This is a genomic window from Catellatospora aurea (assembly GCF_042663325.1).
Classification (GTDB): domain Bacteria; phylum Actinomycetota; class Actinomycetes; order Mycobacteriales; family Micromonosporaceae; genus Catellatospora; species Catellatospora aurea.
Map to the genome: position 1 here is coordinate 43,890 of NZ_JBHTAC010000016.1, position 24,830 is coordinate 68,719.

General features: G+C 72.2%; 23 protein-coding genes. 16 read left to right on the forward strand and 7 right to left on the reverse strand.

Features of this window, described 5'->3' with window-relative positions; translation table 11 throughout:
* The first annotated feature begins 52 nt into the window (after nucleotides 1-52).
* The 5 genes from ACFQO7_RS17650 to ACFQO7_RS17670 all read left to right on the forward strand — a co-directional run bounded on the left by ACFQO7_RS17650 (nucleotide 53) and on the right by ACFQO7_RS17670 (nucleotide 3,536).
* Nucleotides 53-646: a hypothetical protein gene (locus tag ACFQO7_RS17650; RefSeq protein WP_376807356.1), complete on the forward strand. Its 594-nt coding sequence runs from the start codon at nucleotides 53-55 to the stop codon at nucleotides 644-646.
* Nucleotides 643-876 (forward strand): hypothetical protein, encoded by a 234-nt coding sequence (locus tag ACFQO7_RS17655; RefSeq protein WP_376807357.1) that lies wholly within the window; start codon nucleotides 643-645, stop codon nucleotides 874-876. The genes ACFQO7_RS17650 and ACFQO7_RS17655 overlap by 4 nt, the downstream gene beginning before the upstream one ends.
* Before the next feature lie 64 nt (nucleotides 877-940).
* Nucleotides 941-1,486 (forward strand): RNA polymerase sigma factor, encoded by a 546-nt coding sequence (locus ACFQO7_RS17660; RefSeq protein ID WP_376807358.1) that lies wholly within the window; start codon nucleotides 941-943, stop codon nucleotides 1,484-1,486.
* Nucleotides 1,483-2,454 carry a CU044_5270 family protein gene (locus ACFQO7_RS17665; RefSeq protein WP_376807359.1) on the forward strand — a complete coding sequence of 324 codons (972 nt, stop codon included), beginning with the start codon at nucleotides 1,483-1,485 and terminating at the stop codon, nucleotides 2,452-2,454. The genes ACFQO7_RS17660 and ACFQO7_RS17665 overlap by 4 nt, the downstream gene beginning before the upstream one ends.
* Before the next feature lie 197 nt (nucleotides 2,455-2,651).
* Nucleotides 2,652-3,536 (forward strand): hypothetical protein, encoded by an 885-nt coding sequence (locus ACFQO7_RS17670; protein WP_376807360.1) that lies wholly within the window; start codon nucleotides 2,652-2,654, stop codon nucleotides 3,534-3,536.
* A gap of 98 nt (nucleotides 3,537-3,634) precedes the next feature.
* On the opposite strand, the gene ACFQO7_RS17675 is transcribed toward ACFQO7_RS17670, so the two are convergent.
* The 4 genes from ACFQO7_RS17675 to ACFQO7_RS17690 all read right to left on the reverse strand — a co-directional run bounded on the left by ACFQO7_RS17675 (nucleotide 3,635) and on the right by ACFQO7_RS17690 (nucleotide 7,057).
* Nucleotides 3,635-4,303 carry a lysophospholipid acyltransferase family protein gene (locus ACFQO7_RS17675; RefSeq protein WP_376807361.1) on the reverse strand — a complete coding sequence of 223 codons (669 nt, stop codon included), beginning with the start codon at nucleotides 4,301-4,303 and terminating at the stop codon, nucleotides 3,635-3,637.
* 14 nt (nucleotides 4,304-4,317) lie between these two features.
* A complete protein-coding gene (locus tag ACFQO7_RS17680) occupies nucleotides 4,318-4,893 on the reverse strand; it encodes a TetR/AcrR family transcriptional regulator (RefSeq protein WP_376807362.1) in 576 nt (191 codons plus the stop codon).
* A 121-nt stretch (nucleotides 4,894-5,014) separates the two neighbouring features.
* Complete coding sequence (locus tag ACFQO7_RS17685) at nucleotides 5,015-6,253, reverse strand: lipocalin-like domain-containing protein (RefSeq protein ID WP_376807363.1); 1,239 nt, start codon at nucleotides 6,251-6,253, stop codon at nucleotides 5,015-5,017.
* Nucleotides 6,254-6,517: 264 nt separating this feature from the next.
* Nucleotides 6,518-7,057 carry a dihydrofolate reductase family protein gene (locus ACFQO7_RS17690; protein WP_376807364.1) on the reverse strand — a complete coding sequence of 180 codons (540 nt, stop codon included), beginning with the start codon at nucleotides 7,055-7,057 and terminating at the stop codon, nucleotides 6,518-6,520.
* 265 nt (nucleotides 7,058-7,322) lie between these two features.
* On the opposite strand from ACFQO7_RS17690, the gene ACFQO7_RS17695 reads away from it, so the two are divergent.
* The 7 genes from ACFQO7_RS17695 (at nucleotide 7,323) to ACFQO7_RS17725 (ending at nucleotide 14,820) form a co-directional block, all read left to right on the forward strand.
* The gene (locus tag ACFQO7_RS17695) at nucleotides 7,323-8,780 is read left to right on the forward strand and encodes a cellulase family glycosylhydrolase (RefSeq protein WP_376807365.1); all 1,458 of its coding nucleotides are present in this window, start codon (nucleotides 7,323-7,325) and stop codon (nucleotides 8,778-8,780) included.
* 119 nt (nucleotides 8,781-8,899) lie between these two features.
* Entirely contained in the window at nucleotides 8,900-9,904 is a 1,005-nt protein-coding gene (locus tag ACFQO7_RS17700) for an aldo/keto reductase (protein WP_376807366.1), read from the forward strand.
* A gap of 115 nt (nucleotides 9,905-10,019) precedes the next feature.
* The gene (locus ACFQO7_RS17705) at nucleotides 10,020-10,358 is read left to right on the forward strand and encodes an RNA polymerase-binding protein RbpA (RefSeq protein ID WP_120319291.1); all 339 of its coding nucleotides are present in this window, start codon (nucleotides 10,020-10,022) and stop codon (nucleotides 10,356-10,358) included.
* Nucleotides 10,359-10,463: 105 nt separating this feature from the next.
* Nucleotides 10,464-10,958: a GNAT family N-acetyltransferase gene (locus tag ACFQO7_RS17710; RefSeq protein ID WP_376807367.1), complete on the forward strand. Its 495-nt coding sequence runs from the start codon at nucleotides 10,464-10,466 to the stop codon at nucleotides 10,956-10,958.
* 169 nt (nucleotides 10,959-11,127) lie between these two features.
* Nucleotides 11,128-12,171: a coiled-coil domain-containing protein gene (locus ACFQO7_RS17715; protein WP_376807368.1), complete on the forward strand. Its 1,044-nt coding sequence runs from the start codon at nucleotides 11,128-11,130 to the stop codon at nucleotides 12,169-12,171.
* Nucleotides 12,172-12,432: 261 nt separating this feature from the next.
* Nucleotides 12,433-13,869 (forward strand): sigma-70 family RNA polymerase sigma factor, encoded by a 1,437-nt coding sequence (locus ACFQO7_RS17720; protein WP_376807369.1) that lies wholly within the window; start codon nucleotides 12,433-12,435, stop codon nucleotides 13,867-13,869.
* A 186-nt stretch (nucleotides 13,870-14,055) separates the two neighbouring features.
* A complete protein-coding gene (locus ACFQO7_RS17725) occupies nucleotides 14,056-14,820 on the forward strand; it encodes a sulfite exporter TauE/SafE family protein (protein WP_376807370.1) in 765 nt (254 codons plus the stop codon).
* 2 nt (nucleotides 14,821-14,822) lie between these two features.
* Here the strand turns inward: ACFQO7_RS17725 and ACFQO7_RS17730 are convergent, their stop codons facing one another.
* Complete coding sequence (locus ACFQO7_RS17730) at nucleotides 14,823-15,368, reverse strand: CGNR zinc finger domain-containing protein (protein ID WP_376807371.1); 546 nt, start codon at nucleotides 15,366-15,368, stop codon at nucleotides 14,823-14,825.
* A gap of 88 nt (nucleotides 15,369-15,456) precedes the next feature.
* On the opposite strand from ACFQO7_RS17730, the gene ACFQO7_RS17735 reads away from it, so the two are divergent.
* The 3 genes from ACFQO7_RS17735 (at nucleotide 15,457) to ACFQO7_RS17745 (ending at nucleotide 21,251) form a co-directional block, all read left to right on the forward strand.
* Nucleotides 15,457-16,425: an EamA family transporter gene (locus ACFQO7_RS17735; protein ID WP_376807372.1), complete on the forward strand. Its 969-nt coding sequence runs from the start codon at nucleotides 15,457-15,459 to the stop codon at nucleotides 16,423-16,425.
* Nucleotides 16,426-16,733: 308 nt separating this feature from the next.
* On the forward strand, nucleotides 16,734-18,092 hold the full coding sequence (locus tag ACFQO7_RS17740) for a GGDEF domain-containing protein (protein ID WP_376807373.1): 1,359 nt from the start codon (nucleotides 16,734-16,736) through the stop codon (nucleotides 18,090-18,092).
* Between the two features lie 63 nt (nucleotides 18,093-18,155).
* Nucleotides 18,156-21,251: a hypothetical protein gene (locus ACFQO7_RS17745; RefSeq protein ID WP_376807374.1), complete on the forward strand. Its 3,096-nt coding sequence runs from the start codon at nucleotides 18,156-18,158 to the stop codon at nucleotides 21,249-21,251.
* A gap of 108 nt (nucleotides 21,252-21,359) precedes the next feature.
* On the opposite strand, the gene ACFQO7_RS17750 is transcribed toward ACFQO7_RS17745, so the two are convergent.
* Nucleotides 21,360-22,550: a GNAT family N-acetyltransferase gene (locus ACFQO7_RS17750; RefSeq protein WP_376807375.1), complete on the reverse strand. Its 1,191-nt coding sequence runs from the start codon at nucleotides 22,548-22,550 to the stop codon at nucleotides 21,360-21,362.
* A gap of 410 nt (nucleotides 22,551-22,960) precedes the next feature.
* Here ACFQO7_RS17750 and ACFQO7_RS17755 point away from each other — a divergent pair, with 410 nt between their 5' ends.
* Nucleotides 22,961-23,965 carry a LacI family DNA-binding transcriptional regulator gene (locus ACFQO7_RS17755; protein ID WP_376807376.1) on the forward strand — a complete coding sequence of 335 codons (1,005 nt, stop codon included), beginning with the start codon at nucleotides 22,961-22,963 and terminating at the stop codon, nucleotides 23,963-23,965.
* Between the two features lie 8 nt (nucleotides 23,966-23,973).
* Here the strand turns inward: ACFQO7_RS17755 and ACFQO7_RS17760 are convergent, their stop codons facing one another.
* Nucleotides 23,974-24,768 carry an N-formylglutamate amidohydrolase gene (locus tag ACFQO7_RS17760; protein WP_376807377.1) on the reverse strand — a complete coding sequence of 265 codons (795 nt, stop codon included), beginning with the start codon at nucleotides 24,766-24,768 and terminating at the stop codon, nucleotides 23,974-23,976.
* Nucleotides 24,769-24,830 lie beyond the last annotated feature (62 nt).

Here is a 24,830-nt window from a genome sequence, read left to right on the forward strand (position 1 = left end):
GATGGCGATGCCGTGCCGCCGGCGGGTGGCGCGGGTTGCTACCTTGTCCGGCGTGAATCTTGGTCGGGGTCCCCGCGTGGCGGTGGTACGCGGTCCCGACGACGATCCGTTCGCCGAGCTGCCGGGTGCCGTCGCCCGCCGTCGCCGCAACGGCCGTAAGTACCTGTTCCTGCTGCTGGCCGCGATCCTGCTGGCGCAGGGCGGCTGGACCGCGCTGCACGTGACCTACACCCCGGAACCGGGCCCGCAAGCCGTCTGCCCCATGCTGCGGCCGGAACTGCTGGACATCGCCCTGCCCGATCGTGACCTGGTCCAGGACGGCGACGAGCGGACCGAGTCCGGATTTCTGGGCGCGACCTGCACCGTGCGCGGCGCGTCGGGCGAGTTGTGGATCGCCGTGACCCGGGTGGGCCGGGCCGGTGGCGACAGCCCCTCGGCGAACCTGGAACTGCTGCACGGGTGGATCGGCGACGTGCGGCAGGTGCCGCTCGGCGACGAGGCCCTGCTGGTCGACGACCGGCTCCTGCAGATCCGGCACGGCTCCTACGGCGTGTGGATCCGGTACCTCCCGAATGGAGACGTCGCGCCCGAGGCCGCGCGGCAGGTGGTCGTCGCGATCGGGCAGGAGGTGCCCTCGCAGCTGTGAAGACGATGTCGGCCTGGTGGGAGTGGCGGCGCGGCTGGAAACTGGCCGCCCAGCTCGCGGTGGTGGCGGCCCTGGCCGGCGCCGCCTACGTCGTGGCCGGGTACGCCGGCTGGCTGGTGGGGCAGGGGCAGGCCCGGGTCGAGGTGGCGATCCTCGACAGCGGCATGCAGCGGCCGCCGCGGCCCGAGCTGCCGCCGAATCCGTTCAGAACTCCGCCGGCTCCGCGGTAAGAATCGGGCTCCTGGGCGCACTACCTGGTGACGGAACACCTTCACGGCGAAGGAGCAGGAGCCAGTGACCCATGACGAGCCGAGCGAGCGGTTCACCGCCATCTACCACCGACATCATCGCCAGGTGTACGCGTACGCGGTGAGCCGCGCCGGGCGCACCCTGGCCGACGACGTCGTCGCCGACACGTTCCTGGTGGCCTGGCGCAGGCTGGCGGCCGTGCCCGAGGGGCCGCTGCCGTGGCTGCTGGGCGTGGCCCGCAACGTGGTCCGGGAATGCTTCCGCGACGACGTACGCCAGGCCAGCCTCGCCCTGGAGCTGCGTGCCTGGGTCGTGGAGGCCGACGCCGACGTGGCCGACGGCGTCGCCGACCGCGCGGCGATGCTGGCCGCGCTCGCCGGCCTGGGCGAGGACGACCGGGAGGCGCTGACGCTGACCGCCTGGCAGGGCCTGTCCGCCAGGGACGCCGCCCGGGTCGTCGGCTGTTCGTCCGCGACCTTCTTCGTCCGCCTGCACCGGGCCCGCAAACGCCTGGAACAGGCCATGACCGACACCGCGCCGGTGAACCGCCACCGCCCGGTCCGCCTCACCGCCCAGGAGTACTCCCGATGAGTCACCGCGACACGCTGCGGGCCCTGACCGCGGCCCGCCCGAACAGCCTCGACCCGACCACACCACCCGCCGACCCGATGACGATCATGGCGCACCCCCAGGAGGACACCATGTCCCGCACCGCCCGCCGGCCGGTCGGCCGCCTCGTGCTCGCCGCGGGCCTGCCCGCCGTCGCGCTGGCCGTGACCGGCGCGATCCTGCTGAACAACTCGTCCGGGACGGTCCCGGCGGTCACCCAGCAGCCCACCGGCGCCCCGGCTGCCGGCGCCTCCGCCGAGCCGCCCACCGACGCGGGCGGGGTGCTGCTGGCCGCCGCCCTGGTCAGTGAAACCGTGGCCGCCTCCGACGGCGACTACTGGGTGCTGCACTCCGAGCACGGTGAGGGCTCCCGGCGCAGCCAGGACCAGATGTGGCTGGCCGCCGTCGAGGGCCTGGCGTCGAGTGCCTACATGCGCAGCGCCGACGGGTCCTGGGCTGCCCGCCCGATGCAGGGGCACACCGCGGCGAACAACTTCCTGCTCGCCGGAATGCCGCGTTCGGTGCGGGAACTGGCCGCGCTGCCGACCGACCCGGCGCAGCTCAAGCGGGAACTCCTCCGCTGGCACGACGTCAACGACGGGGAGGCGGAAAGCGCCCAGGAGTTCCTTTTCTACGCCGGGTTGGGGCTCGTCATCGACCTGCCCGTCAGCCCGCGGGTGCGCGGGGCGGCGTACCGGATGCTGGCGGAGCTGCCCGGGGTGACCTCGCTCGGCCGGGTCACCGATCAGCGCGGGCGCACCGGCGTCGCGATCGCGGTGACCCGCCAGGGCGACTTCACCAAGGCGCAGACCCGCCTGATCGTCGACCCGCAGTCCGGCAAGGCCCTGGGCAGCGAAACCTGGGTCCGGGGCCGGTTGTCGAGCTGGATGGTCCTGCTCGACGCCCGCTGGGCCGACGGCCCGCTCCCCGACGCCTCGACCCTGAGCTGACCCGCCCGCAAGATCGCGACGATCATGCGGACGAGTTGAGCGGCGCGACCTGGATTCGGGTCGCGCCGCTCGTGCGTGGTGGGGCCGGTGTCGGTCGATCGGTCGGGCAACACTGGCCGTGGCGGCGCTGCGACCGGGTGCGGACATTCAGTAGCGTCTTCGTCCGGTACTGCCTCCACACCGGACTGGGGAACGACGTGACGCTGCCACTCGATCCTTCGCAACGGCCCACGCCGGTCGCGCCCGCCCGCCCGGCCATGGGCTGGTGGCGGCGGCACCGGGTGCTGCGCAACTGGCTCGGCGGCGTCGCCTCGGCGGTGGTCGTGTCGGTGATCAGCGGCGTGGCCCTGGCATACCTGACCCCGAGCGCGGACACTCCCGGCGGCACCCCGCCGACCTCGGCCGCCGCCGACGAACTGCCGTTCAGCCTCGACGTGCTCTCCCGTGGCGACTACTGCAAGGCGTACGTGGTGAACGCCGATCCGGGCGAGTTGTCCAGCCCACACCGGGTGATGGATCCCGAGTCGCGCCTGCCGCCGGCCGATGACGAGGTCGCCGAGTGGATGCAGCGGGTCGAGGCGATCCCCTCCGCGGGGCGCATCCTGCTCACGCTGCAGGGCAGCACGTCCAAGACCGTGGTGCTGCAGGACCTGACCATCGAGGTGGTCGAGCGCGGCCCGGCGATCGAGGCGACGCGGCTGTACTACCCCGACTCCGGCTGCGGCGCCAACGAGTCTCCCCGGCTGTTCAAGGTGGGCCTCGACGACGCCAACCCGCGGCCGGTCCCGGTGCCGGGGACGGACGCGGCGGGCAAGCAGATCCCCGCGGTGGCCTTCCCGTTCAGCGTCTCCGAGTCCGACCCGGAGATCTTCATCATCACCGCCGAGCCCGGCCGCTGCGACTGCACCTGGCGGCTGCGCCTGCGCTGGACGAGCGCGGGACGCAGCGGAACCCTGGTCATCGACGACCACGGCCGACCCTTCCGCACGGCGGCCGTCGTCGACACGAACGCGCGTAAGTACGTCGCGCACTCGGTGAAGGGATGTCCGGGCGGACTCGCCTGGTGCGAGGAGGGCGCCTGAGCGTCAGGCGCCGGCGTGAACAGGCGGACCGGCCGAGCATGCCCGCGCCACGGCCGCCGGCGCGACCCGGTTTCCCGGCGTCCGCGTCACGGGCGCGCCTACGGGGTCAGCGACAGGTCGTTGAAGTCGTCGGCGGTCTGCTGGCCGGACAGGGCCTGGATGGCGGCCATGATGTCGTCGGTGGCCTGGCGGCGGGCGCGGCCGACGCTGATACCCGGCTGCGGGGCGAAGCGCAGCGGCGCGCCGAAGCGGATGGTGACCCGGCCGGGCCGGGGGAGTGTCGCCCCGACCGGCTGGATGCGGTCGGTGCCGAGCACCGCGACCGGCACCACCGGCGCGCCCGAGGCCAGCGCGAGCCAGGCCACGCCGGTGCGGCCGCGGTAGAGGCGGCCGTCGCGCGAGCGGCTGCCCTCGGGGTGGATGCCGAACGCGCCGCCGCGTTCGAGCACGCCGAGCGCCAGTTCCAGGGACTCCTGGGCGGCTCGGTGCCCGCCGCGCTGCACCGGGATGGCTTCCAGCCCGGTCATCAGTTCGCGGACGAGGCGGCCCTTGAACCCGGTGCCGGTGAAGTACTCCGCCTTGGCCAGGAACGCGACCGGACGCGGTGTCATCAGCGGGATGATGAAGCTGTCCAGGAACGACAGATGGTTCGCGGCCAGGATGACCGGGCCGGCCGGCGGCACGTGCTCGCGGCCTTCGACGCTCGGCCGGAACGCCACCTGCGACAGCGGCGTGAGGATCATCCTGGTGATGGACTGGATCGACAAGTGTCCTCCGGTGGTCAGGCCGGGCCCAGGTGGGCGTCCAGCGCGGCGCGCAGCAGCGGGTCGACGTCGTCGGTCTGCACCGTCATCTGCAGGCTGCCCCACAGCCACAGCTGGGCGATGCCGTGCAGGTTTGCCCACAGCGCCCCGGCGACGACGACGGGGTCGGGCCCGGTCCGGCCGTGCCGGGCGCGGGTGACCAGGTCGACGAGCACGCCGAACAGTTGGCGGCTGGCGTCGCGCAGCCCGATCTGGTTGCCGCGCAGCAACTCGTGGCGGAACATCAGCTCGAACATGCCGCGCTGGGTGCGGGCGAAGTCGAGGTAGGCGCGACCCAGGTCGAGCAGGCCGGCGCGGGGGTCGGCGTGCGCGCGCAGGCCGGCGATGCGCCCGCCGAGGTCGTGGTAGCCGACCTGGGCGATGGCGGACAGCAGGGACAGGTGGCTGGGGAAGTAGCGGCGCGGCGCGCCGTGCGAGACCCCGGCCCGCCGGGCGATCTCGCGCAGCGTCAGCGAGCCCGGCCCTTCGCGGGTGAGCAGGTCCACGCCCACCTCGACCAGGCGGGCGCGCAGCGTGCTGTCCTGATCCGGCATAGACACTGTCTACCAGACCTCGTAGACAGTGTCTACCACCGCCCCGGTAAGGAAGGGCACCTTCCACAACGTATGGCGATGTGAAGGTGCCCTTCCTTACGCGGATGCGTCGGCAGCGGGTTCAGGAGGGCTTGGGCTTCGGGGTCTGCTGCTGGGCCGACAGCAGCCCGAACTGCGCGTTGTCGAGGGTGCCCTTGCCGGTGACCCGGTAGCCGGGGCCCATCGTGCCCAGGCTCAGTGCGATCTCGGCCTCGTTGCGGATGTACCAGCGCTTGCGCGGGGCCTTCTCCCGGGAGGCGGGCAGCACCGAACCGGTCTGGTTGACGTACGGCCGTCCGGGCACCATCCGGTCCGTCGCCGACATCGTCACGATCGCCGAGTTCTCGCCGGTGTAGTTCCACTGCACCTCGGCGAAGTCGTCGTCCTCGCCGGTCTGCATCTCGGTGGCGTTGAGCGTGTCGTCGTTGTACGCCGCCACCAGCCGCTTGCCCGCCTCGGTGTCGTCGATCAGCAGCACCGTCAGATCCGTCGAGTCGTACTTGCCGCGCAGGTGGATGTCGCGGGCGAGCACCGAGTAGCGGTCGGCGACGCCCATGCCGGTGCGCCAGCGGTCCACGAACTGCGGCAGCGGCAGGTTGCCCCAGGTGTGGTCGTGGTAGCCGGTGCCGATGAAGTCGCGCTTCTCGTTGTAGAAGACGATGTGGCCCTGCGCCCTGCCCGACGGCACTGCGGCGAACCACGCCTGGTACTGGTCGGGCCCGCCCAGGTAGACGTGGCCGGTGCCGGGCCGGAACGGGGCCGCGGTGCTGGTCAGGTCGAGGTTGAGGGTGATGTCGTTGGCGGTGCCGCGCAGCTGGTAGCTCTTGAGGTCGCCGGTGAGCGTGAACGGGCCGACCTTGACGTTGCAGCGGTCCTTGGCGCTGGCGAACTCGTCCCAGCTGTACGTCTGGAACACGCTGAACTCGTTGCCCCACGGCGTGGTGATCAGCAGGTTCACCGCGGGACGCCGGTCGGACTCGGCGGTCAGGCCGTCGCCGGGGCGGGTCTTCAGCGTGAACGAGACCACGATGCCGTCGTCGCCGGTCAGCTCGGTGTGCCACCACTCGTACGTCCGGGGGTCGGTGTTGGTGTCCGCGGTGCGGAAGCCGTCCTCCCAGGCGTAGAACGTGTCCGGTTTGAGGTTGAGCAGCGCGTAGTCGTTCGGCGTGGTGCCGTAGCGGTTGAGCGTCGGGCCGGCGGCGGGCGCGGCCGGCGGCGCGGACCGGCTGCACGCGGACAGCCCCGGCAGCGCGACGAACGACCCTGCTGCCAGCGCCCGCAGCGCCGTGCGGCGGGAGAACCTTCCAGAAGCCTCACTCATCTTGCTCGCCGTCCCATCACGCCGCAGCGCCGGCCTTTCAGGTGGTTCACCCTATTGCCCTGGTTTGCGTAATGTAGCTCGTGTTCGCCCTGCTCGTGGGCGAGATCGCGAACCTGGCCCTCCGGGCGACCGTGCCCGCCGCGCCGCGGTGCGAGCGCCGAGCGAGGCGCGGGCCACACCAAGGTCATCCGACTTGCCAGGCACGTGGGCGAAAGCGGGCTCAAGGTACGCACATGTGCCGGGCAAGTCGGATGATCAAGGGGGTCAGCGGGGCACGCGGAGCCAGATGTTGGTGCAGGTGGGGGTGTGGGTCACGCTGAGTTGTTCCAGGCGGGTGCCGTCGCCGCCGGGGCGGTCGAACAGGCGGGTGCCGTCGCCGAGCAGCGTCGGGACCACGTGGATGAGGACCTCGTCCAGCAGCCCCGCGTCGAGGCAGTCCTGGGCGATGGCCGCGCCGATCAGCACCGCGTATCCGTCGCCCGCGGCGGCCTTGGCGGTCGCGACGGCCTCGGCCAGGTCGTCGACGAAGATGTACTCGGGGTTGGGGTCCTCGGGGACGTCACGCGTGTAGACGAGTTGCGGCCCGGTCCAGGCGCCGCCGTACACGCGGCCTTCGGCGGTGGGTCCTTCGCCGGTGGGGCCGAAGTAGGTCCGGTGGCCGATGAGGACCGCGCCGATGCGGGACAGCACCTCGTCGACGGCGGGATTGGGTCCGTCGTATCCGGCCATCCAGGACATGTCCGCGCCCGGTCCGGCGACGAAGCCGTCCAGCGACATCGTGATGTGCCACAGCACCTTGCCCATGCGTTTCCTCCCGTGGATGCGCGTCGTCCTGCGTCGTGCCGGACCGTACATCCGATCACGACGGGCCGCATTTCTGAAAGTTTCAGTGCCTCTGCGGCGATATGGGGCGTCGATGAATGGATATGTTGCGAAGGGATTACCGGAGCCTTAAGCTCTGGTCGATGGGAGCGCTCCCGGTCTCTGGCCAGGGCGTTTGCTGCCTCCTCATTGCCCGATGAGGGTCCGTCCGGCGCGCCCCCACCCCGATCCCGACGAAAGGCTCGTCATGAGACTCCTCCCGCGCGCGTCCCGGCGCGCCCTGATCGCGGCCGGCGCGATCGGCGCGCTCGCCATGGGCGTGACGATCGCGCTGCCCGCGGTCAACGCGATGGCCGCCAGCGGCTGCGCCGTCACGTACACCACCAACCAGTGGCAGGGCGGCTTCACCGCGAACATCACCATCAAGAACCTCGGCGACCCGATCAACGGCTGGACGCTGGGCTTCACCTTCCCGAACGGCCAGCAGGTGACCCAGGGCTGGTCGGCCACCTACACCCAGAGCGGCGCGGCGGTCACCGCCAGGAGCATGGACTACAACGGATCGCTGGCCACCAACGCCTCCACCGGCATCGGCTTCAACGGCAGCTGGACCACCGCCAACGGGACGCCGACCTCGTTCACCCTGAACGGCACCGTCTGCACGGGCTCCACCACGCCCAGCTCGCCGGCCCCGAGCAGCTCACCGTCGGCTTCGCCGCGGCCGTCGGCCTCCCCGTCGGCGTCGCCGAGCCCGTCGCAGCCGACCGGGACCCCTGTCTCGATCAACGGGCAGCTGCACGTCTGCGGTGTGAACCTGTGCAACCGGTTCAACCGGCCGATCCAGCTGCGCGGCATGAGCACGCACGGCATCCAGTGGTTCGCCAACTGCTACAACGACAACTCGCTGAACGCGCTGGCGAGCGACTGGCAGGCCGACCTGCTGCGGGTGTCGATGTACGTGCAGGAGCAGGGCTACGAGACCAACCCGGCCGGGTTCACCAACCAGGTGAACAACCTCGTCGAGGAGGCCACCGAACGCGGCCTGTACGCGATGATCGACTTCCACACGCTGACCCCGGGTGACCCGATGTACAACCTGGACCGGGCGAAGACCTTCTTCGCCGCGGTGTCGGCGCGGCACGCGGCCAAGAACAACGTGATCTACGAGATCACCAACGAGCCCAACGGCGTGAGCTGGTCGACCATCAAGAACTACGCCGAGCAGGTCATCCCGGTGATCCGGGCCAACGACCCGGACGCGGTGGTCATCGTCGGCACCCGCGGCTGGTCGTCGCTGGGCGTCTCGGAGGGCGGCAACTCCACCGAGATCATCAACAACAAGGTCAACGCGACCAACATCATGTACGCGTTCCACTTCTACGCCGCCTCGCACAAGGACAACTACCGCGCCGAGGTGGAGCGGGCGGCGGCCGCGCTGCCGATCTTCGTCACCGAGTTCGGCACGGTCACCTACACCGGCGGCGGCGCGGTCGACGCGTCCAGCAGCACCGCCTGGCTGGACATGCTCGACCGCCTCAAGATCGGTTACGCGAACTGGACCTACTCCGACGCGAACGAGGGCAGTGCCGCGTTCAAGCCGGGCACCTGCAACGGCAGCCAGTACGCGGGCACCTCGGTGCTGACCGAGTCCGGCACCTTCATGCGCAACCGCATCCGCACCGCGGACAACTTCCCGACCAGCTGACCCGCTCCGACCAGCTGACCCGCCCCGATCAGCGGTGCGGCCCCCTCGTGCCCGGCGAGGGGGCCGCGCCGTGTTCTTCCGCTTGACCTGGAGCGCGCTCCAGCTTCTAGTGTGAAGGAATGAAGACGGTAGAACTCGGGCGCACCGGGCAGCAGGTCAGCCAGCTCGCCCTCGGCGCGATGATCATGGGAACCAGCACCGACGAGCCCACCTCCGTCGAGATGCTCGACCGGTTCCTCGACGCCGGCGGCAACTTCATCGACACCGCCAACTGCTACTGCTGGTGGGCGCGGCCGGGCAGCCTCGGCGGGGAGAGCGAGGAGCTGCTCGGCCGCTGGCTGCCCGGCCGCCGGGACCGGGTCTTCCTCGCCACCAAGGGCAGCGCCATGGTCTGGGAGCAGGACGGCGTGTGGCGCGACGGACGGGCCGAGCCCGATTGGGCGCTGGCCCGCACCCGGTTCGAGGGCGCGGGTGCGGCGACCCTGACCAAGGCGATCGACGACAGCCTGCGGCGGCTGCGCACCGATCACGTCGACCTCTACTACGTGCACGTCGACGACCGGGCGACCCCGCTGGAGGAGACCCTGGAAGCGCTCGCCGGCATCGTCGCCGCGGGCAAGGCCCGGTACATCGGCTGGTCGAACGTGCGCACCTGGCGGCTGGAGCGCATCCGGCAGCTGTGCGCGGCCAACGGCTGGCCCGCCCCGGTCGCCCTGCAGCAGCAGCACACCTACCTGCGCCCGAAGGCGGGGCTGGACTCCGCCTCCATCGTGGACGACGAGCAGCTCGACTACCTGCGTGAGCACGACGACCTTTCGCTGGTGGCGTACTCGCCGATCCTCAAGGGCGTCTACGACTCGGCGGCCAAGCGGGACGGGCACTGGGCCATGGCCAACTACGAGGGCCCCGACGCCCAGGCGCGGCTGGCCGCGGTCGCCGAGGTGGCCGCCGAGCTGGGCGCCACCCCGAACCAGGTGGTGCTGGCCTGGCTGCTGCGGGTCTCGCCGACGACGATTCCACTGGTGGGTCCGCGAACCTTGGCGCAGTATGAGACGGCGCACGCCGCACTCGACGTGGTGCTGTCGGACGAGCAGGTCACACGCCTGGATGCCGCCGGGGCCTGACGTGTCGGGTTGTCGCGCTGGTGCCGGACGCGTACTGTCGTCTGCCGCTGGGGAAACACGACGGGTGTGCGCGTCGTTGCGTCACCAGAGGCCATTTCAACTGTGAGGAGCTGGTATGGGCGAGCGCGTGCTGCGGGGAAGCCGACTAGGCGCCGTCAGCTACGAGTCTGACCGCAACACCGAGTTCGCGCCCCGGCAGACCCGTGAGTTCTCGTGCGTCAACGGACACCGCTTCGAGGTGCCGTTCGCCGTGGACGCCGAGGTCCCCTCGACCTGGGAGTGCAAGTTCGACGGGGCCGTGGCGCGGCTGGTCGACGGCACCGAGCCGGAGCAGAAGAAGGTCAAGCCCCCGCGTACCCACTGGGACATGCTGCTGGAGCGCCGCTCGATCGAGGAGCTCGAGGAGATCCTGAACGAGCGGCTCGCCGAGGTCCGCACCAAGCGCGGTCGCTGACCCGACATCGCCGATGCCGGCGCCGGTCCCCGAGACCGGCGCCGGCATTCGTGTGTCCGGATAACCCGGGGCGGGGCGGCGGGCCGCTCGGGTAGCGTCCGGCGCATGGGTGAACTGCAGCGCCTGACCGCCGCGCACGCTCCGGCGCTGCTGGCGTTCGAGACCGCCAATCGGGCCTGGTTCGCCCGGAGCATCGCCGACCGGGGTGACGACTACTTCGCGCACTTCGCGCAGCGGCACGCCGCGATCCTCGCCGAGCAGGCCGCCGGGCTGCACCACTTCCACGTCGTGGTCGATCCGGCCGGGGCGATAGTCGGCCGGGTCAACCTGGTCGACGTCGCCCACGGCCGGGCCGAGCTGGGGTATCGGATCGCCGCGAGCGCCGCCGGAAAGGGCCTGGCCACGGCGATGGTGGCGCGGGTCTGCGCGCTGGCCGCCGGTGCTTACGCGCTGGCCGGGCTCACCGCCGTGACCACCCTCGACAACCCCTCCTCGGCCGCCGTGCTCCGGCGCAACGGCTTCATTGTCGATGGGGCGATCACTGTCGGTGACCGTCCCGGCATGCGTTACTCCCGTGACCTGGAGATCCAGCGGGATTGACGTCTCCCGCGGGCGTCTCCGTCACGTACCGCGACCTCGGAGACTTTCCCGCGCCGTCGCGGCGCGGTAATCTGCCTGGCGGCCGCGCCCGTACAGAGTTCCCCTCACCCCTGGCGGCCGCCGCCGCGTGCCCGTGTCCGGCGCGGCGGACGACGGAAGGATTCCGCACGTGCCCACCCCGGTGCGCCGCCCCCGCCCCGCATCCCTGTTCGCCCTGCTCGTGGCCGCTGTGTTGCTGGTCACCACGTTCGGGACGCCCGCTCACGCCGAGCCCAACGAGATCCCGTCGACCAAGGTCGCCCAGGCGCGCCAGAACCTGGAGAGCGCCGCCGGGCAGTACCTGGAGGCCGAGGCGGCGCTGGCCAAGGCGAAAAAAGAGCAGACCTCCATGAACCAGACGCTGCTCACGGCGGAGAACAAGTACACGCGCGTCCGTGCCGGGGTCGCCAAGTACGCCGCCGAGGCCTACAAGTCCGGGCGGCTCGGGGTCATCGGCGTCATGCTGAACGCGAACTCGCCCGATCAGTTCCTGGCCCGCTCCGCGGCGTTCGAGAAGCTGACCGCCCGCGACGAGGCCCGCATCAGCGAACTGGTCGAGGTGCGCACTGAGATCAACAACGCCAAGGCGGCCGTCGACGCCTCCGTGCGGGAGCAGGCCAAGCACCTCGCCGAGATGGCGAAACTGCGCAAGGCGGCCGACAAGGCGCTCAGCGCGCTCGGTGGCGAGGCCACCCGCGGCTGGGTCGACCCGGACTCGCCGCTGGCCATCCCGGCCAAGCGCAACGCCGACGGCACCTGGCCCAAGGAGGTCTGCAGCATCAACGACCCCACCCGGCCCTCGTCGAGCGCCTGCATCACGCCGCGCACGCTGCACGCCTACGAGCAGGCACGCGAGGACGGATTCAAGCGCTACACGTCCTGCTGGCGTCCGGGTGACATGTACGAGCACCCCAAGGGCCGCGCCTGCGACTTCTCGGCCGCGGCGGGCGGTTTCGGCGGCACGGCCAGCGGGGGCGACCGCACCTACGGCAACAAGCTGGCCGCGTACTTCGTGAAGAACGCCAGCGCGCTCGGGGTCATGTACGTCATCTGGTTCTGCCAGGTCTGGACCGCCACCGGCGGCGGCTGGCACCGATACTCACCGACCGGCTCAAGCTGCGGCGACTCCCCCTCCGCCGACCACACCGACCACGTCCACCTCTCCGTCTACTGAAAGGAAGGGCATCGTCGGCTCGCGTCAGCGAGACGAGCAGCGACGCGGTACATCGCCATGCGTGGTGGAAGGTGCCCTTCTTAACGCGCCGCGGGGCGGCCGCTCGGTGCGGTGGCGCGGTGACGGGCCGCGACCGGGCGGGCCTGATTTTCGTCACGCGAGCGGGCCCGCCGCTCGCGTGGACAGAAATTCTCGCGTTGGGTGTAATGGCGCGACCGGTAGCGGGACTTATCAGTGACACCGCTACCTCGGGAGGCAGTCATGCGGTCAGACACGTCCCTCGCCAGGGCCGCCGCAGCAGGCGACCGCGAGGCCTTCGACCGGCTCTACCGGCTGTACCTGCCGGGTCTGCTCGGATTCGTGTCCCGGCAGGTCGGCGACCGGCACACCGCCGAGGACGTGGTGCAGGAGACGTTCCTGGTCGCCTGGCGTGACCTGGCCAAGCTGCGCGACCCCGAGGCGATCCGGACCTGGCTGTTCTCCATCGCGTACAAGCGAGCGATGTCGGCCGCGGCCCGGGTCGTGCCCGCGCCGCTGCCCGATCCGGCGCTGCTGGTCGACGACACCCCGGGCCGCCACCCCGAGCAGGCGGCCGAGCAGCGGGAGGCGTACGAGCTGGTCTGGGCCGCCGCACACGGGCTCGAACCGCGCCAGCGCGCGGTGCTCGAACTCAACGTGCGCTGGGAGCTGTCCAGCCGCGAGATCGGCGAGGTCCTCGGCGTCGGCACCGCCCACGCCGCGGTGCTGGTGCACCGCTCGCGGGCGGCGCTGGGCAGCGCGGTGCGCACCGTGCTCATCGCCCGCCGCCACGGCCGCTGCGCCGGGCTCGACGCCATCGTGCACGGCCGCCGGCGGCTGACCTCCCGCGAACGTTCCCAGGTCGACCGGCACGTGCGCGGCTGCGACCGGTGCCGCCGCCTGTCGGCCCGCAACGGCGCGTACGCCGTGCTCGCCGCGCTGCTCGCGCTCACCGACGGACCGGTGCCGGGCGGTTCGGCACCGACCAGTCCCGCCGCGGCGATCGCCGCCGCGGGTGCCCGAGGGCTGCGACTGCCCGGCAAGCTGGCGCTCGGCTCGGCGGCCACCGTGCTGGCCGCGACCGGGGTGTACGCGCTGGTCCCGCTGGCCCTGGAGGTCCCGGCGGCCGACCGGGCCGGGACCGCCGCTGCCGCCGCCGCGGCGGGTGCGGCCCTCGGCTCCGCGTCGCCCTCGATCTCGGCCTCGGGGTCGGTGTCGCCGTCAGCGACTGTCAGCCCGTCGGTCTCACCCTCGGCTGCCGCGTCGGCGCGGCCCAGCCCCACCAAGGCCGCCGCCCCGTCGACGCTGGAGGGGCAGATGCTGGCGCTGGTCAACCAGGCCCGCAAGAGCGCCGGCTGCGGCGCCCTGCGCGCCGAGCCGAAGCTGGACAAGGCCGCCCGGCTGCACAGCGCCGACATGGTCAAGCGCAACTACTTCTCGCACACCACCCCGGACGGGGTCAGCCCCTGGGACCGGGCCAAGGCGGCAGGCTACGACCAGCCGTCGGCGGAGAACATCGCCGCGGGCAACGCCACCGCCAAGGCGACCATGCAGCAGTGGATGAACTCGCCCGGCCACAAGGCGAACATCCTGAACTGCTCCTACAAGGCCATGGGCGTGGGCCGGGCGACCGGCGGCACCTACCGCTACTACTGGACCCAGATGTTCGGCTTCCGCTGAGCTGTAATGGGGCGTCCTGACCGTGCGCGCGGTCCCGCCTTCCGGCCGGCGACATCGGCGCGGTGACCTTCGCCGCATCGTGGCGGAGGCCGCCGCCCGGCCGCCTAGGCTCGCGTCATCGGATCATGAGTATCCGGGTGGCGGCGACCTGTCGGCGTCGACCGGCCCGGGGAAGGCGCGGCAAGGATGCAGACGACGCTGACCGTCGCCGAGGGCGCGGCGGTGCTGCTGGCCGGCATGGCGGCGGGCGGGATCAACGCGGTGGTGGGCTCCGGCACGCTGGTGACCTTCCCGGTGCTGCTGGCCCTGGGTTACCCGCCGGTCGTCGCGAACGTCTCGAACACGGTCGGCCTGGTGCCCGGCTCGCTGTCCGGGGCGTACGCCTACCGCAAGGGCCTGGCCGGGCACGGCCCGCTGCTGCTGCGCCTGGGCACCGCCTCGACGCTGGGCGCGCTGCTCGGCGCGGTGCTGCTGCTGTGGCTGCCGCCCGGCGCGTTCAAGGCCATCGTGCCGGTGCTGATCGGCCTGGCCCTGGTGCTGGTGATCCTGCAGCCGCGGCTGGCCCGGTCGCTGGCGGCCCGCCGCCCCGACCAGGACCGGCGGGTGGGCCCGCTGCTGCTGCTCGGCGTGTTCGGCGCGGGTGTGTACGGCGGCTACTTCGGCGCGGCCCAGGGTGTGCTGCTGCTCGGCCTGCTCGGGGTGCTGCTCTCCACCGACCTGCAATGGGTCAACGGCATCAAGAACCTGCTGGCCGCGCTGGTCAACGGCGTCGCCGCGGTGATGTTCATCGCGCTGGGCATGGTCGCCTGGCAGCCCGCGCTGCTGATCGCGGCGGGCTCGGTCGTCGGCGGCCTCATCGGCGGCCGCTGGGGGCGCAGACTTCCCCCGACCGCTTTGCGCGCCCTCATCGTCGCGATCGGCCTGATCGCGATGTTCCAGCTGCTCACCTGAGGTCAGCCGCGAGCGGCGGCCTTGCGGGCGCGGTACGCGCTGACGGCGGCCCGGTTGCCGCACCCGGCGTCGCAGAAGCGCTTGGACCGGTTCTTGGACAGGTCGACGACGACGTCCCCACAGTCGGGGTGCTCGCAGACGCGGAGACGGCTGAGCTCACCACTGCGGACGACGTCGACGAGCGCCATCGCCGCCTCGACCGCCATCCGGGTGGCCAGCGGCGCGTCGGCGGGCGTGGCGTGCAGGTGGTAGTCCCACTCGTCGTGCTTGACGAGCTGGGGGAGCGCGTTGGACTCGCGCAGCAGCGCGTTGACGATCTCGACGACCTCGTCCTCGTCGGCTTCCCAGATGCGGCGCAGCCGGGGCCGCAGGGCCTGCACCGCGCGCAGTTCGGCCTCGGTGTGCTCGCGGCCGCCGGTCCAGCCGTACGCCCGGAAGAAGTCGTCGAGCGCGGCCAGGTCAGGCAGCTTCTCGCCGTCCGAGCCGGTGGTGTTGACCAGCGCGGCGGCGGCCACCAGCGCGACTTCGGTGTCATGGGCAAAAAGCATCTTGACTCCTGTCATCTCACCGGTCTACTGTCATCAGCATAGACCTGTTTTACTCATGACGTTCAGCGCAGTCTCCGAGGTGAGTTCCATGCAGACCCAACGCTCCGCCGGTGTCGGCCTCGGTCTGGCCCTGCTGTCGGCCGCGACGTTCGGCACCTCCGGCACCTTCGCCCGATCCCTGATCGAGGCGGGCTGGTCGGCCGAGGCCGCGGTCGCCGCCCGGGTGGGCATCGCCGCCCTGATCCTGGCCGTGCCGACCGTTCTCGCGCTGCGTGGCAGGTGGCACGTGCTGCGCGCCAACCTCAGCTCGATCGGCGTCTTCGGGCTGCTCGCCGTCGCCGGGGCGCAGGTCGGTTTCTTCAACGCCGTCCGTTACCTGCCCATCGGGGTCGCGCTGCTGCTGGAATACCTGGGCATCATCCTCGTCGTGTTCTGGATGTGGGCGCGCCACGGCCAGCGGCCACGTGCGCTGACCCTGGCCGGGTCGGCCGCGGCGATGCTGGGGCTGTTCTTCGTGCTCGACCTGACCGGTGACGGCGGTTTCGACCCGGTGGGCGTGCTGTGGGGCCTGGGCGCGGCCGTGGGTCTGGCGGCCTACTTCGTGCTCAGCGCGCGGGTCGACGAGCGGCTGCCGTCGGTGGCCATGGCCAGCAGCGGCATGGCGATCGGCGCGGTGGTGCTGCTGGCGCTGGGCGCGGTCGGAGCGCTGCCGCTGCGGGCGACCTTCGGCGACGTCACCTTCGCGGGCGAGCGGATGAGCTGGCTGGTGCCGATCGTGGGGCTGTCGCTGGTGGCGGCGGTGATCTCGTACGTCTCCGGCATCGGCGCGGCGCGGATCCTCGGCGCGCGGCTGTCGTCGTTCGTCGGGCTGACCGAGGTGCTGTTCGCGGTCGGAATCGCCTGGCTGTTCCTGGGCGAGCTGCCGGTGCCGGTGCAGCTGCTCGGCGGCGCGCTGATCATCGGCGGCGTGGTGCTGGTCCGCATCGACGAGCTGCGGCCCGCGCCGGCTCCGGCGGGCGATGTCGCGGCCGTCGAGCAGCGGGTGCTGGTGGGCTAAAGAGTGTTGTGAAGGTGCCCTTCCTTCCGGCCAGCGGTACGCCCGCGACCAGGTCGCCGACACCTACGCTGCGGCATCGCCGGGCTGCGACGCGACCATGATTCGTTTTTGTGGACGCTGGGCGCCCCCATAGGGGCGGTTGGCGTCCACGAAAACAGATCTTGCCCAGCGGCCACCTCGCGATGGAGGCCGAAAGATGCCCTGTTATCGGGTAGTTAGCAGAGCTAAAGTAGTAGGCCGCTGACCTGGGGTCCCGTCATGGGAGCTGAGATGCGTGCCGATAGAAACGGCCGCCGGAGCGGTCGAAAATGATCAACTTTCTTCGCCTGGTCCACCGGCGAGTGGCGGCGTTGCGGTCACCCCTACCGGGTGCGCTGCGGGCGCCCCTGGCCCACGTCGGTCCGCGGCTGACCGTGGCGTTTCTGGCGGTCGCGCTCCTGCTGCCGCTGGTCGGCCTGGTCGCCATCCGGGAGCAGCACACGGCCAGCCGCCGCGCCGCTCAGATCGAGGCCGAGAACGTCGCCGAGCAGGTCGCGCACATGATCACCCAGCCCAGTGGGCCGGGGCGGGTCCTGCTCTACCAGCAGCCGTCGCAGCTGCAGCACTACGTCAGCGGCGTCAACCGGGACGGCAACCGCGACCTGGAGATCGTCGGGCTGAACCGGCGGGTGCTCGCCGACGCCATCCCGGCCGACCAGGGCAAGCTGTTCGCCGAGGACCGCGGGGGCGAGGTCGCCGCCACGATGCGCGACGGCACGCCGCGCGCGTTCAGCGAGCTCAACGCCGACTTCCCGGCCGGGATCGAGCTGGTGGCGGTGCCCATGCGCGCCGCGCATAACAAGATCGTCGGGGCGGTGCTGCTGGAGTACACCCCGCTCTACCGGCAGCTGCTGGCCGCCGGGGGCGAGACGCGGCAGCTCATCGTCACCGCGAGCCTGACCGGCATGGCGGCGGCGCTGGCGCTGGGCTTCCTGCTTTCGCACGGACTGGTCCGGGACCTGCGGCGGCTGACCCGGGCGGCGGACCTGCTGGCCGCCGGGGACGGCAGCGCGCGGGCCACCGTCGGCAGCCGCGGCGAGCTGGGCGAGCTGGCCGGTGCCTTCAACACGATGGCCGACCGCATCGCCGTGCAGAAAGCCACGCTCACAGAGCTCGCCGGCCGTGACCCGCTGACCGGCCTGCACAACAGGCGCTCCTTCGCCGAGCGGCTGACCGGTGCGCTGGCGTACGCCGACCGCACCGGCACCCCCGTGGCGCTGCTCATGCTGGACCTGGACCACTTCAAGTCGGTCAACGACCGGTACGGCCACCCGGCGGGCGACCAGGTGCTGCGCACCGTGGCGGCGTTGCTGGTGCGGGAGTTGCGGGCGGTGGACGTGGCGGCGCGGCTCGGCGGCGAGGAGTTCGGCGTGCTGCTGCCCGGCATCGGCCACCGAGACGCGACGGTGGTCGCCGGGCGGCTGCGGGCCGCGATCGCGCGCTGCCCGGTCGTGCACGCGACGGCCACCGTCCTGGTGACCACCAGCATCGGCGTCGTCTGCTACCCCTGGCACGCCCGGACCAGCGAAGAGCTGTTCGAACGTGCCGACGACGCGCTCTACCACGCCAAACGGGCCGGACGCGACCGCGTCAGCGGGCCGCCCCCGCCGCAGCCGGCCGGCCGCTGACGGGGCGATTCCGTTGGAAAATCGTGATCAAACCAGGGGCCGGGCGGGCACTACGATGCGAGCGTGTTTCATGTTCCCCGCGCCCGGAAACCGTATCCGCTGCTCGCCGCAGCGGTCGTCCTGCTGCTGCTCGGTGCGGGCGTGGCCTGGGGCGTCGGGGACGCGCTCGGCCTGAGCCACACCCCTGCCGCCGTCCCGCGCGAGGACGCGGCCGCAGCACCACGGCGCGAGCCCGTGCCCGCGCCGCCGCTGGCCACCATCGTCGTGCCCGACCTGCTGCGCCTGACCAAGGCAGCCGACGCGGTCGCCGACGCCCTCGCCTCCCGCGGCCTGCCCCGCCCGGCGATCACCCGGATCCCTGAGTCCAGCACGCCGGCGCTCGCCGCGACCGGGACGACCGCGACGGCCGGTGCGACCACGTTGCGTGCCGGGGTGCTGGCGGCCCTCGCACCAGCTGCCGACTCGTACCGGATCACGGCGCGCGGCGCGGAGCTCGCCGTCGACGGCTCCGACGTCGCCGGGACGGCGGACGGCCTCTACCGGGTCGCGGACCGCATCCGCTCGGGCGTCGCCGTCATCCCCGCCGGGGACGACGGTCGGGTGATCACGCCGCGCCTCGGGCTGCGGCTTACCGACGCCGGTTCGGTCGGGCGCGAACCGGACGCCGCCGCCTTCGCCGCGGGCGACGACTACAACCTCAACACCGACGTGGTCGGCGAGGCCCTGCTGCCGCAGGCACCATGGGTCGACGCGGCGGCGGTGGCGCGGATCGGCGACCAGTTCCGGCAGTTCGTGGACCACTCCGCAGCCCAGGGCTACAACGGCGTGGTCGTGCCGGGCTTCCTGGAGTACGTCACGTTCGCCAAGGTCGGCGACGGCCGGGCCGTGTACCCGGCGGGCGACACCCACGTCGACCGGGCCAGGGCACTGGTCGCCGCGTTCGGGCCGGTCTTCCGGTACGCCGAGGACATGGGCATGAAGGTCTTCCTGCTCACGGACATGCTCGCGGTGTCGCCGCCGCTGGAGGCGTACCTGCAGCGCACCGTGGGCGGGCTGGACGTCGCCGACCCCCGGCTGTGGGCCGTCTACCAGGCGGGCCTGGCCGAGCTGTTCGAGAGCCTGCCGTTCGTGGAAGGCCTGATGGTGCGCATCGGCGAGGGCGGTGAGGTGTACGCCCAGAACGGCTGGGACTACTCGTCACGGCTGGCGGTCACCACCGACGCCGCGGTGCGCGCGATGCTGCGGGCGCTGCTGGACACCGCGGGCAGAGCAGACCGGGAGGTCATCTTCCGGACCTGGACCGTCGGCGTCGGCGCGGTCGGCGACCTGCACACCAATGCCGACTCTTACCGGCAGGTGCTGGGCGGGTTCGACGACCCGCACCTGATCGTGTCGACCAAGTACACCCTCGGCGACTTCTACAGCCACCTGCCGCTCAACACGACGCTGCTGGCCGGCGAGCACCGCCGGATCGTGGAGTTCCAGGCGCGGCGGGAGTTCGAAGGCTTCGGTTCGCTGCCCAACGACCTGGGCGTGCTGCACCGGCAGGCGCTGCGCGAGTTCCTGGCCGCGAACCCGAAGGTCGAGGGCGTCTGGAACTGGACGCAGGACGGCGGCCCGCTGCGCGCCGGCCCGATGTCGCTCTACCTGCGCGCGGGCTTCTGGCAGCTGTACGACCTCAACACGTACGCCGTCGCGCGGCTGGCCTGGGACCCGGACGCCGATCCGGCGCAGCTGACGGCCGACTGGGCGTACCGCACGTTCTCCGGCGACGAGGCGACGGTCGCGGCGATCGGGCAGGCCATGGCACTGTCCCGGGAGGCCCTGACCAAGGGGCTGTACATCGGGCCGTACGCGGACCGCACGGTCAAGGCGCTGGGCCTGGAGCCGCCGCCGATGATGTGGATCTTCGAGTGGGACATCGCCACCGGCGACTCGGCCGCCCTGGACAGCATCTACGCCGTGACCGGCGGCCGGGTCGACCAGGCGATCGCCGACGGCGAGCAGGCCGTCGTGCTGGCCCGGCGCATGCGCGACCTGGTCGCGGTGACCGACCCGGCGACCTGGCGTGATCCGCGGCTGCGCACGTCGTTCACGCGCACCCTCGACTACCAGGTCAACCTGTTCGAGACGCTGGGCGCCTACCGTGCCATGGTGCTGCGCCACGCGCAGTGGCTGGACACCGGTGACCAGGCCGCCTACGACAGCTGGCGCGACGCCGAGATCGTCTATCGCGGCGCTCGCGACGTGCACACCCAGCGCTACGGCAGTGACCTGGACCTGCCCGCGTACAACTTCACCGCCGCCGACCTCGGCGCGGTCCGGGCCGACCGCGACCCGGCGATGGCCTGGGCCGCCCGCGGACTGCTGGTGCTGATCCTGGTCGTGTTCCTGCTCGGCCTGCGGGGACGCGGCCGGGGCGGCCGGGCCGCGCGGGCGCTGCTGCTCGGCGCGGTGCGCCCGTGGCGGGTCGCCGGCCTGGAGTCGCCACCGGCACGCCTGGACCGGGTGCTGGTCTGGCTGGTACCCGCGTTTGTGCTGGTGGCGAGCCGGGCGGTGTACACCTGGTTCGCGGCACCGGCGCACCTGCTGGTGACGCTGGGCGGCTGGCTGCTGTTCGCGGCCGTGGCCCGGCTGGTCGTCGGCCGGCGCGACCCGTTCCACCTGTGGGCCGTCCTCGGCGGCGTCGCCCTGCTGCGTAGCGTGCTGCTGCTGGCGGCACTGGCCGGGCGCGGACCGGGTAGGTACTGGTTCGCCTTCTGGACCTCGCCGACCCAGCGCTCGATCTACGTCACGGTGGCGTTCGCCGCTTTCTGCTGGCTGTTCGTGGCCACCGCCGTCGTCCTGCGCGACCGGTACGGACTGCTGCGCCGCCGCGCCGTCGGCCTCACCCTGGCGGCGATCGGCGTGCCGCTGGGCCTGATCGGCGGCCTGATCGCCGCCGTCGGCCTGGAACGCGCCCTCACCGTCTGGAACGACCAGCTGGCCCTGCTCCCGTGGGGCCTGTCCCGCATCCTCGGCATCACCGTCTACCTCGGCATCCCCGCCGACCTGCCCGCCTACGCCGCCTACGCGGGCCTGACCCTCACCGCCTGCGGCCTCCTCCTCTCCCTCGCCCGCCCCCGCCGCCCCGCAGTGGAGGGCACCCGCTCCGCATGAAAGGAAGGGCACCTTCACATCGCTCCGCGATGTAGAAGGTGCCCTTCCCCACCTGACGACGGCCCGAGCTGGGCGTCTGCCGAGTGCGTGCGGCGTGGCGGCCGCAGGTCAGAAGTAGTCGTGCAGGGTCGGCGGCGGACCCGCGGTCGCGGTGCGCAGCAGCTCGTCGGTGTCCGGGTCGCCGCCGGTCAGGAAGCCGGTGCGGCGCAACTGCTCCGGCGTGGCGGCACCGGCGTACCAGGCGGCCAGGCCACGCGGGCTGAGCCGGACCGTGCCCGCTCCACCGGGCTCCAGCCGGCCCTCGCCGCCGGACAGGGAGAGCCGCCACCGGCCCTGCTGCCACGGGCACACGTCGTCGACCAGGTCCAGGTCGACCTCGCCGGTCAGGTGCCGCGGCCAGCCGCGCGCCGCGACCGCCCCGGCCGCGTCGACGACCCGCACCATCCACGGCTGTGCCGTGTGCACCTTGGCGTCGATCCGGGCGATCAGCGACCAGGCCGGGTCGGTCGGGCCGAGCCGGAGCAGCGTGGTCGGCGCGACGCTGGCCCAGCCGCCGAACATCGCCAGCAGCGTGCGGGTCGCCTCCGGGGTCAGCCCGATCAGGTCGTCGACGGTGAGCCGGCCGCTCGCGTCGTAGCCGGGACCGCGATCCCAGCTCGCGTAACCCACGATGGTCCCGGCGTCGTCCACGGCGACGGTGAAGCCGTGGTAGTCGGCCAGCAGCTGAGCGGGGGTCGCGCCGAACGCCGGGCCGGAGCGCTCCATCAGACCGGCGCCCGCGCGGGCGACCTGGCGGTAGATCTCGTACACGGCCGGGATGTCGTCCTCGGTCGCCGGCCGCAGCGTGGTCTTCGGGTCGGGGCGGATCGCGCCGAGCACCCGGGTGGACATCGTCCAGTAGACCAGCGCGCCAACCTCCTCCCAGCCCAGCGCCCGGTATGGCAGCGGGGTGGTGTCGAACAGGGTGCTGATCACCGCGCCGCGCTCGCGCGCCCCCTCCAGCAGCCGGGTGAGCACCAGCCGGCCGAGCCCGCGCCCGCGCAGCTCTGGTGCCGTGGCGACACCGGCGACGCCGCTGGTGGGCACGACCCGCCCGCCGAACCACTGGCCCTGCTCGCGGTCCACGGCCTTGGCGACCATCCGCCCGGCCGGATCGAACACCCCGAGGGTGTGCCGACCGGGCGAGTTCGAGTTCCAGGTCTCGGGCATGGGCTGCTCGTGGTAGCCGAAGGCGAGACTGCCCAGGTCCCAAGCCAGCTTGTTGTCATCCGGCCCCAACGGGCGCACCTCGTACGTCACCCGGCCATCCTGCCAGCCGCCCCACCGCCCGTCCTGCGGTTATCCCCCGACGCGGAGTCGCGCGGGAAATCGACATGACTGGAAGCGGTTCCAGCCGGCTGAAAATTACAGGCCGCAGGTGCCTACCACTGTTCGGTTGTTGCTGGCGAGAGTTTCGGACACTTGTCTTGACGTCTTAACGCGACACTCCTATCTTGCAACTGGAAGCGCTCCCGGTTTTCCCCGGCTTCCGGGCAAGCCGGTGTGCTGGGCGTGAGCCGTTCGCAGCACGGGATTCGGTGACATCAGCCGGGTGTCCTGTGCGCCGCTCCCCGTCCCGGTGGGAAAGTAGGGCCCGGGAGCGCTTCCAATAACCCCGCGATGACGCGTACGCTCGTGCCACCGTCTCCGCAGAGGGGTGTCACGGCTCCATGGGTCCCAAGCGTCAGCCGACGCTCGACGAGGTCGCGGCACGGGCGGGTGTGTCGCGCTCCGCCGCCTCCCGCGTCATCAACAACGCCCGGCACGTCAGCCAGGCCAAGCGCGACGCCGTCGAGCGGGCCGTCGCCGAGCTGGGCTTCGTGCCGAACCCCACCGCGCGGGCGCTGGCCACGCAACAGGTCGGCGCGGTCGTGCTCGCGCTGTCCCACCACGACCCGGCCCAGTTCACCGATCCGTTCTTCGCGCAGATCATCCTGGGCGTCAACGCGGAACTGGAGAAGACCGACCTCGAACTGCTGCTGGTGCTGGCCAACACGACCCAGGGCCAGGCCCGCCTGCAGCGCATCCTCAAGTCCCGGCGCGCGGACGGCGTCATGCTCATGGCGCTGCGCGGCGACGACCCGCTCGCGGCGCTCGCCGACCGGCACGACGTCCCGGTCGTCTTCGGCGGCCGCCCGCTGCACGCCGAGCCCCGCTGGTATGTCGACGCCGACAACCGGGGCGGCTCCCGGCTGGCCACCGAACACCTCATCGGCCTCGGCCGGCGGCACATCGCCGTCATCACCGGCCACATGGACACCGACGCGGGCGCGTCACGGCACCGCGGTTACCTCGACGCGATGGCGGTGGCCGGGCTGAGCCCGTCCCGGGTCGAGCACGGCGACTTCACCGAATCCTCCGGCGCCGCGGCGATGACCCGGCTGCTGGCGGCGTATCCGGAGGTCGACGCGGTGGTCGCCGGATCGGACGCGATGGCCGCCGGCGCGCTGCGCGCCTTGAAGGCGCACGGGCGCTCGGTGCCCGGCGACATCGCGGTGGTCGGGTTCGACGATCTGCTGACCGCGCTGCACACCGACCCGCAGCTGACCACGGTTCACCAGCCCATCCACGGGCTCGGCCGGGAGATGGCGAAGATGCTGCTCAGCCTGATCGCGGGCGAGGAACCCCACCCGCTGGTCCTGCCCACCCGCCTGGTCCGCCGCGCCTCGGCCTGACCCGCGCGTCAGGCCTTCGCCAGGGCGTCGACCAGCGTGGCCAGGGACGCCGCCAGGCGGTCCAGGCCCGGTTGCGGGTCGCCGCCGGGCTCGGACTGGTACGTGTCGCGGCGGATCTCGACCATCAGCGCCGACACCCGGTCGTCGATCCCGTAGTGCTTGAGCGGCACGTAGCAGCCGGCGAACGGGGTGTCGAAGCCGACCTCGTAGCCCGCGAAGGCCTCCGCTGCCGCGTCGCGCAGCCACGGCGGGGTGTGGGCGAGGTCCGTGCCGAGGCAGATCTGGGGGCGCGGGCCGTCGCCGTGCAGCTCGTACGGCAGCGCGAGAGCGGGGTAGGAGTGCACGTCGACGACGATCGCGCGGCCCGTCGCGGCCAGCCGCTCGTCGACCAGGTCGGTCATGCCCTGGGCGTACGGGTGGAAGTGCGCGTCGAGCAGCCGCTGGGCGAAGGCGGGGTCGTCGGGGCGCAGCCGCTGCCCGTGCGAGGTGTGCGTGTACACCGCGCCCATGCCGACGGCGGCCATCTCCTCCCGCTCGTCGGGGAACCGCTCCGGGTCCACGACCAGCCGCGACCACTCGTTGACGAACATCCAGGGCCGGACCCGGGCCGCCTCGGCCGCCCGTGCGGCGATCACGTCGGTGTGCGCGTCGGTCATGCGGTCGAGTTCGGTGAGCAGCGCGGTGTCGTCGAGCGCGATCGAGGCCCGCGCGGGCCCGCTGATCTGCCGCGACGCGTGCGGCACGTGCAGGATCACCGGGGACGACGCGTCTCCCTGGCCGACCTGGAACACCGGAACCGACATGCTGACCACCCGCTCTCTGAAGATCACCGTGACGGTATCGGGCGGGTACGACAGGCCGCCGT

Bases quoted from the DNA above. Each gene is read 5' to 3' on its own strand.
- ACFQO7_RS17685 (WP_376807363.1), bottom strand. From the start codon at position 6,253: ATGAGTGAGGCTTCTGGAAGGTTCTCCCGCCGCACGGCGCTGCGGGCG.
- ACFQO7_RS17740 (WP_376807373.1), top strand. From the start codon at position 16,734: ATGATCAACTTTCTTCGCCTGGTCCACCGGCGAGTGGCGGCGTTGCGG.
- ACFQO7_RS17680 (WP_376807362.1), bottom strand. From the start codon at position 4,893: ATGCCGGATCAGGACAGCACGCTGCGCGCCCGCCTGGTCGAGGTGGGC.
- ACFQO7_RS17710 (WP_376807367.1), top strand. From the start codon at position 10,464: ATGGGTGAACTGCAGCGCCTGACCGCCGCGCACGCTCCGGCGCTGCTG.
- ACFQO7_RS17730 (WP_376807371.1), bottom strand. From the start codon at position 15,368: ATGCTTTTTGCCCATGACACCGAAGTCGCGCTGGTGGCCGCCGCCGCG.
- ACFQO7_RS17725 (WP_376807370.1), top strand. From the start codon at position 14,056: ATGCAGACGACGCTGACCGTCGCCGAGGGCGCGGCGGTGCTGCTGGCC.
- ACFQO7_RS17665 (WP_376807359.1), top strand. From the start codon at position 1,483: ATGAGTCACCGCGACACGCTGCGGGCCCTGACCGCGGCCCGCCCGAAC.
- ACFQO7_RS17705 (WP_120319291.1), top strand. From the start codon at position 10,020: ATGGGCGAGCGCGTGCTGCGGGGAAGCCGACTAGGCGCCGTCAGCTAC.
- ACFQO7_RS17700 (WP_376807366.1), top strand. From the start codon at position 8,900: ATGAAGACGGTAGAACTCGGGCGCACCGGGCAGCAGGTCAGCCAGCTC.
- ACFQO7_RS17695 (WP_376807365.1), top strand. From the start codon at position 7,323: ATGAGACTCCTCCCGCGCGCGTCCCGGCGCGCCCTGATCGCGGCCGGC.
- ACFQO7_RS17755 (WP_376807376.1), top strand. From the start codon at position 22,961: ATGGGTCCCAAGCGTCAGCCGACGCTCGACGAGGTCGCGGCACGGGCG.
- ACFQO7_RS17735 (WP_376807372.1), top strand. From the start codon at position 15,457: ATGCAGACCCAACGCTCCGCCGGTGTCGGCCTCGGTCTGGCCCTGCTG.
- ACFQO7_RS17720 (WP_376807369.1), top strand. From the start codon at position 12,433: ATGCGGTCAGACACGTCCCTCGCCAGGGCCGCCGCAGCAGGCGACCGC.
- ACFQO7_RS17760 (WP_376807377.1), bottom strand. From the start codon at position 24,768: ATGTCGGTTCCGGTGTTCCAGGTCGGCCAGGGAGACGCGTCGTCCCCG.
- ACFQO7_RS17690 (WP_376807364.1), bottom strand. From the start codon at position 7,057: ATGGGCAAGGTGCTGTGGCACATCACGATGTCGCTGGACGGCTTCGTC.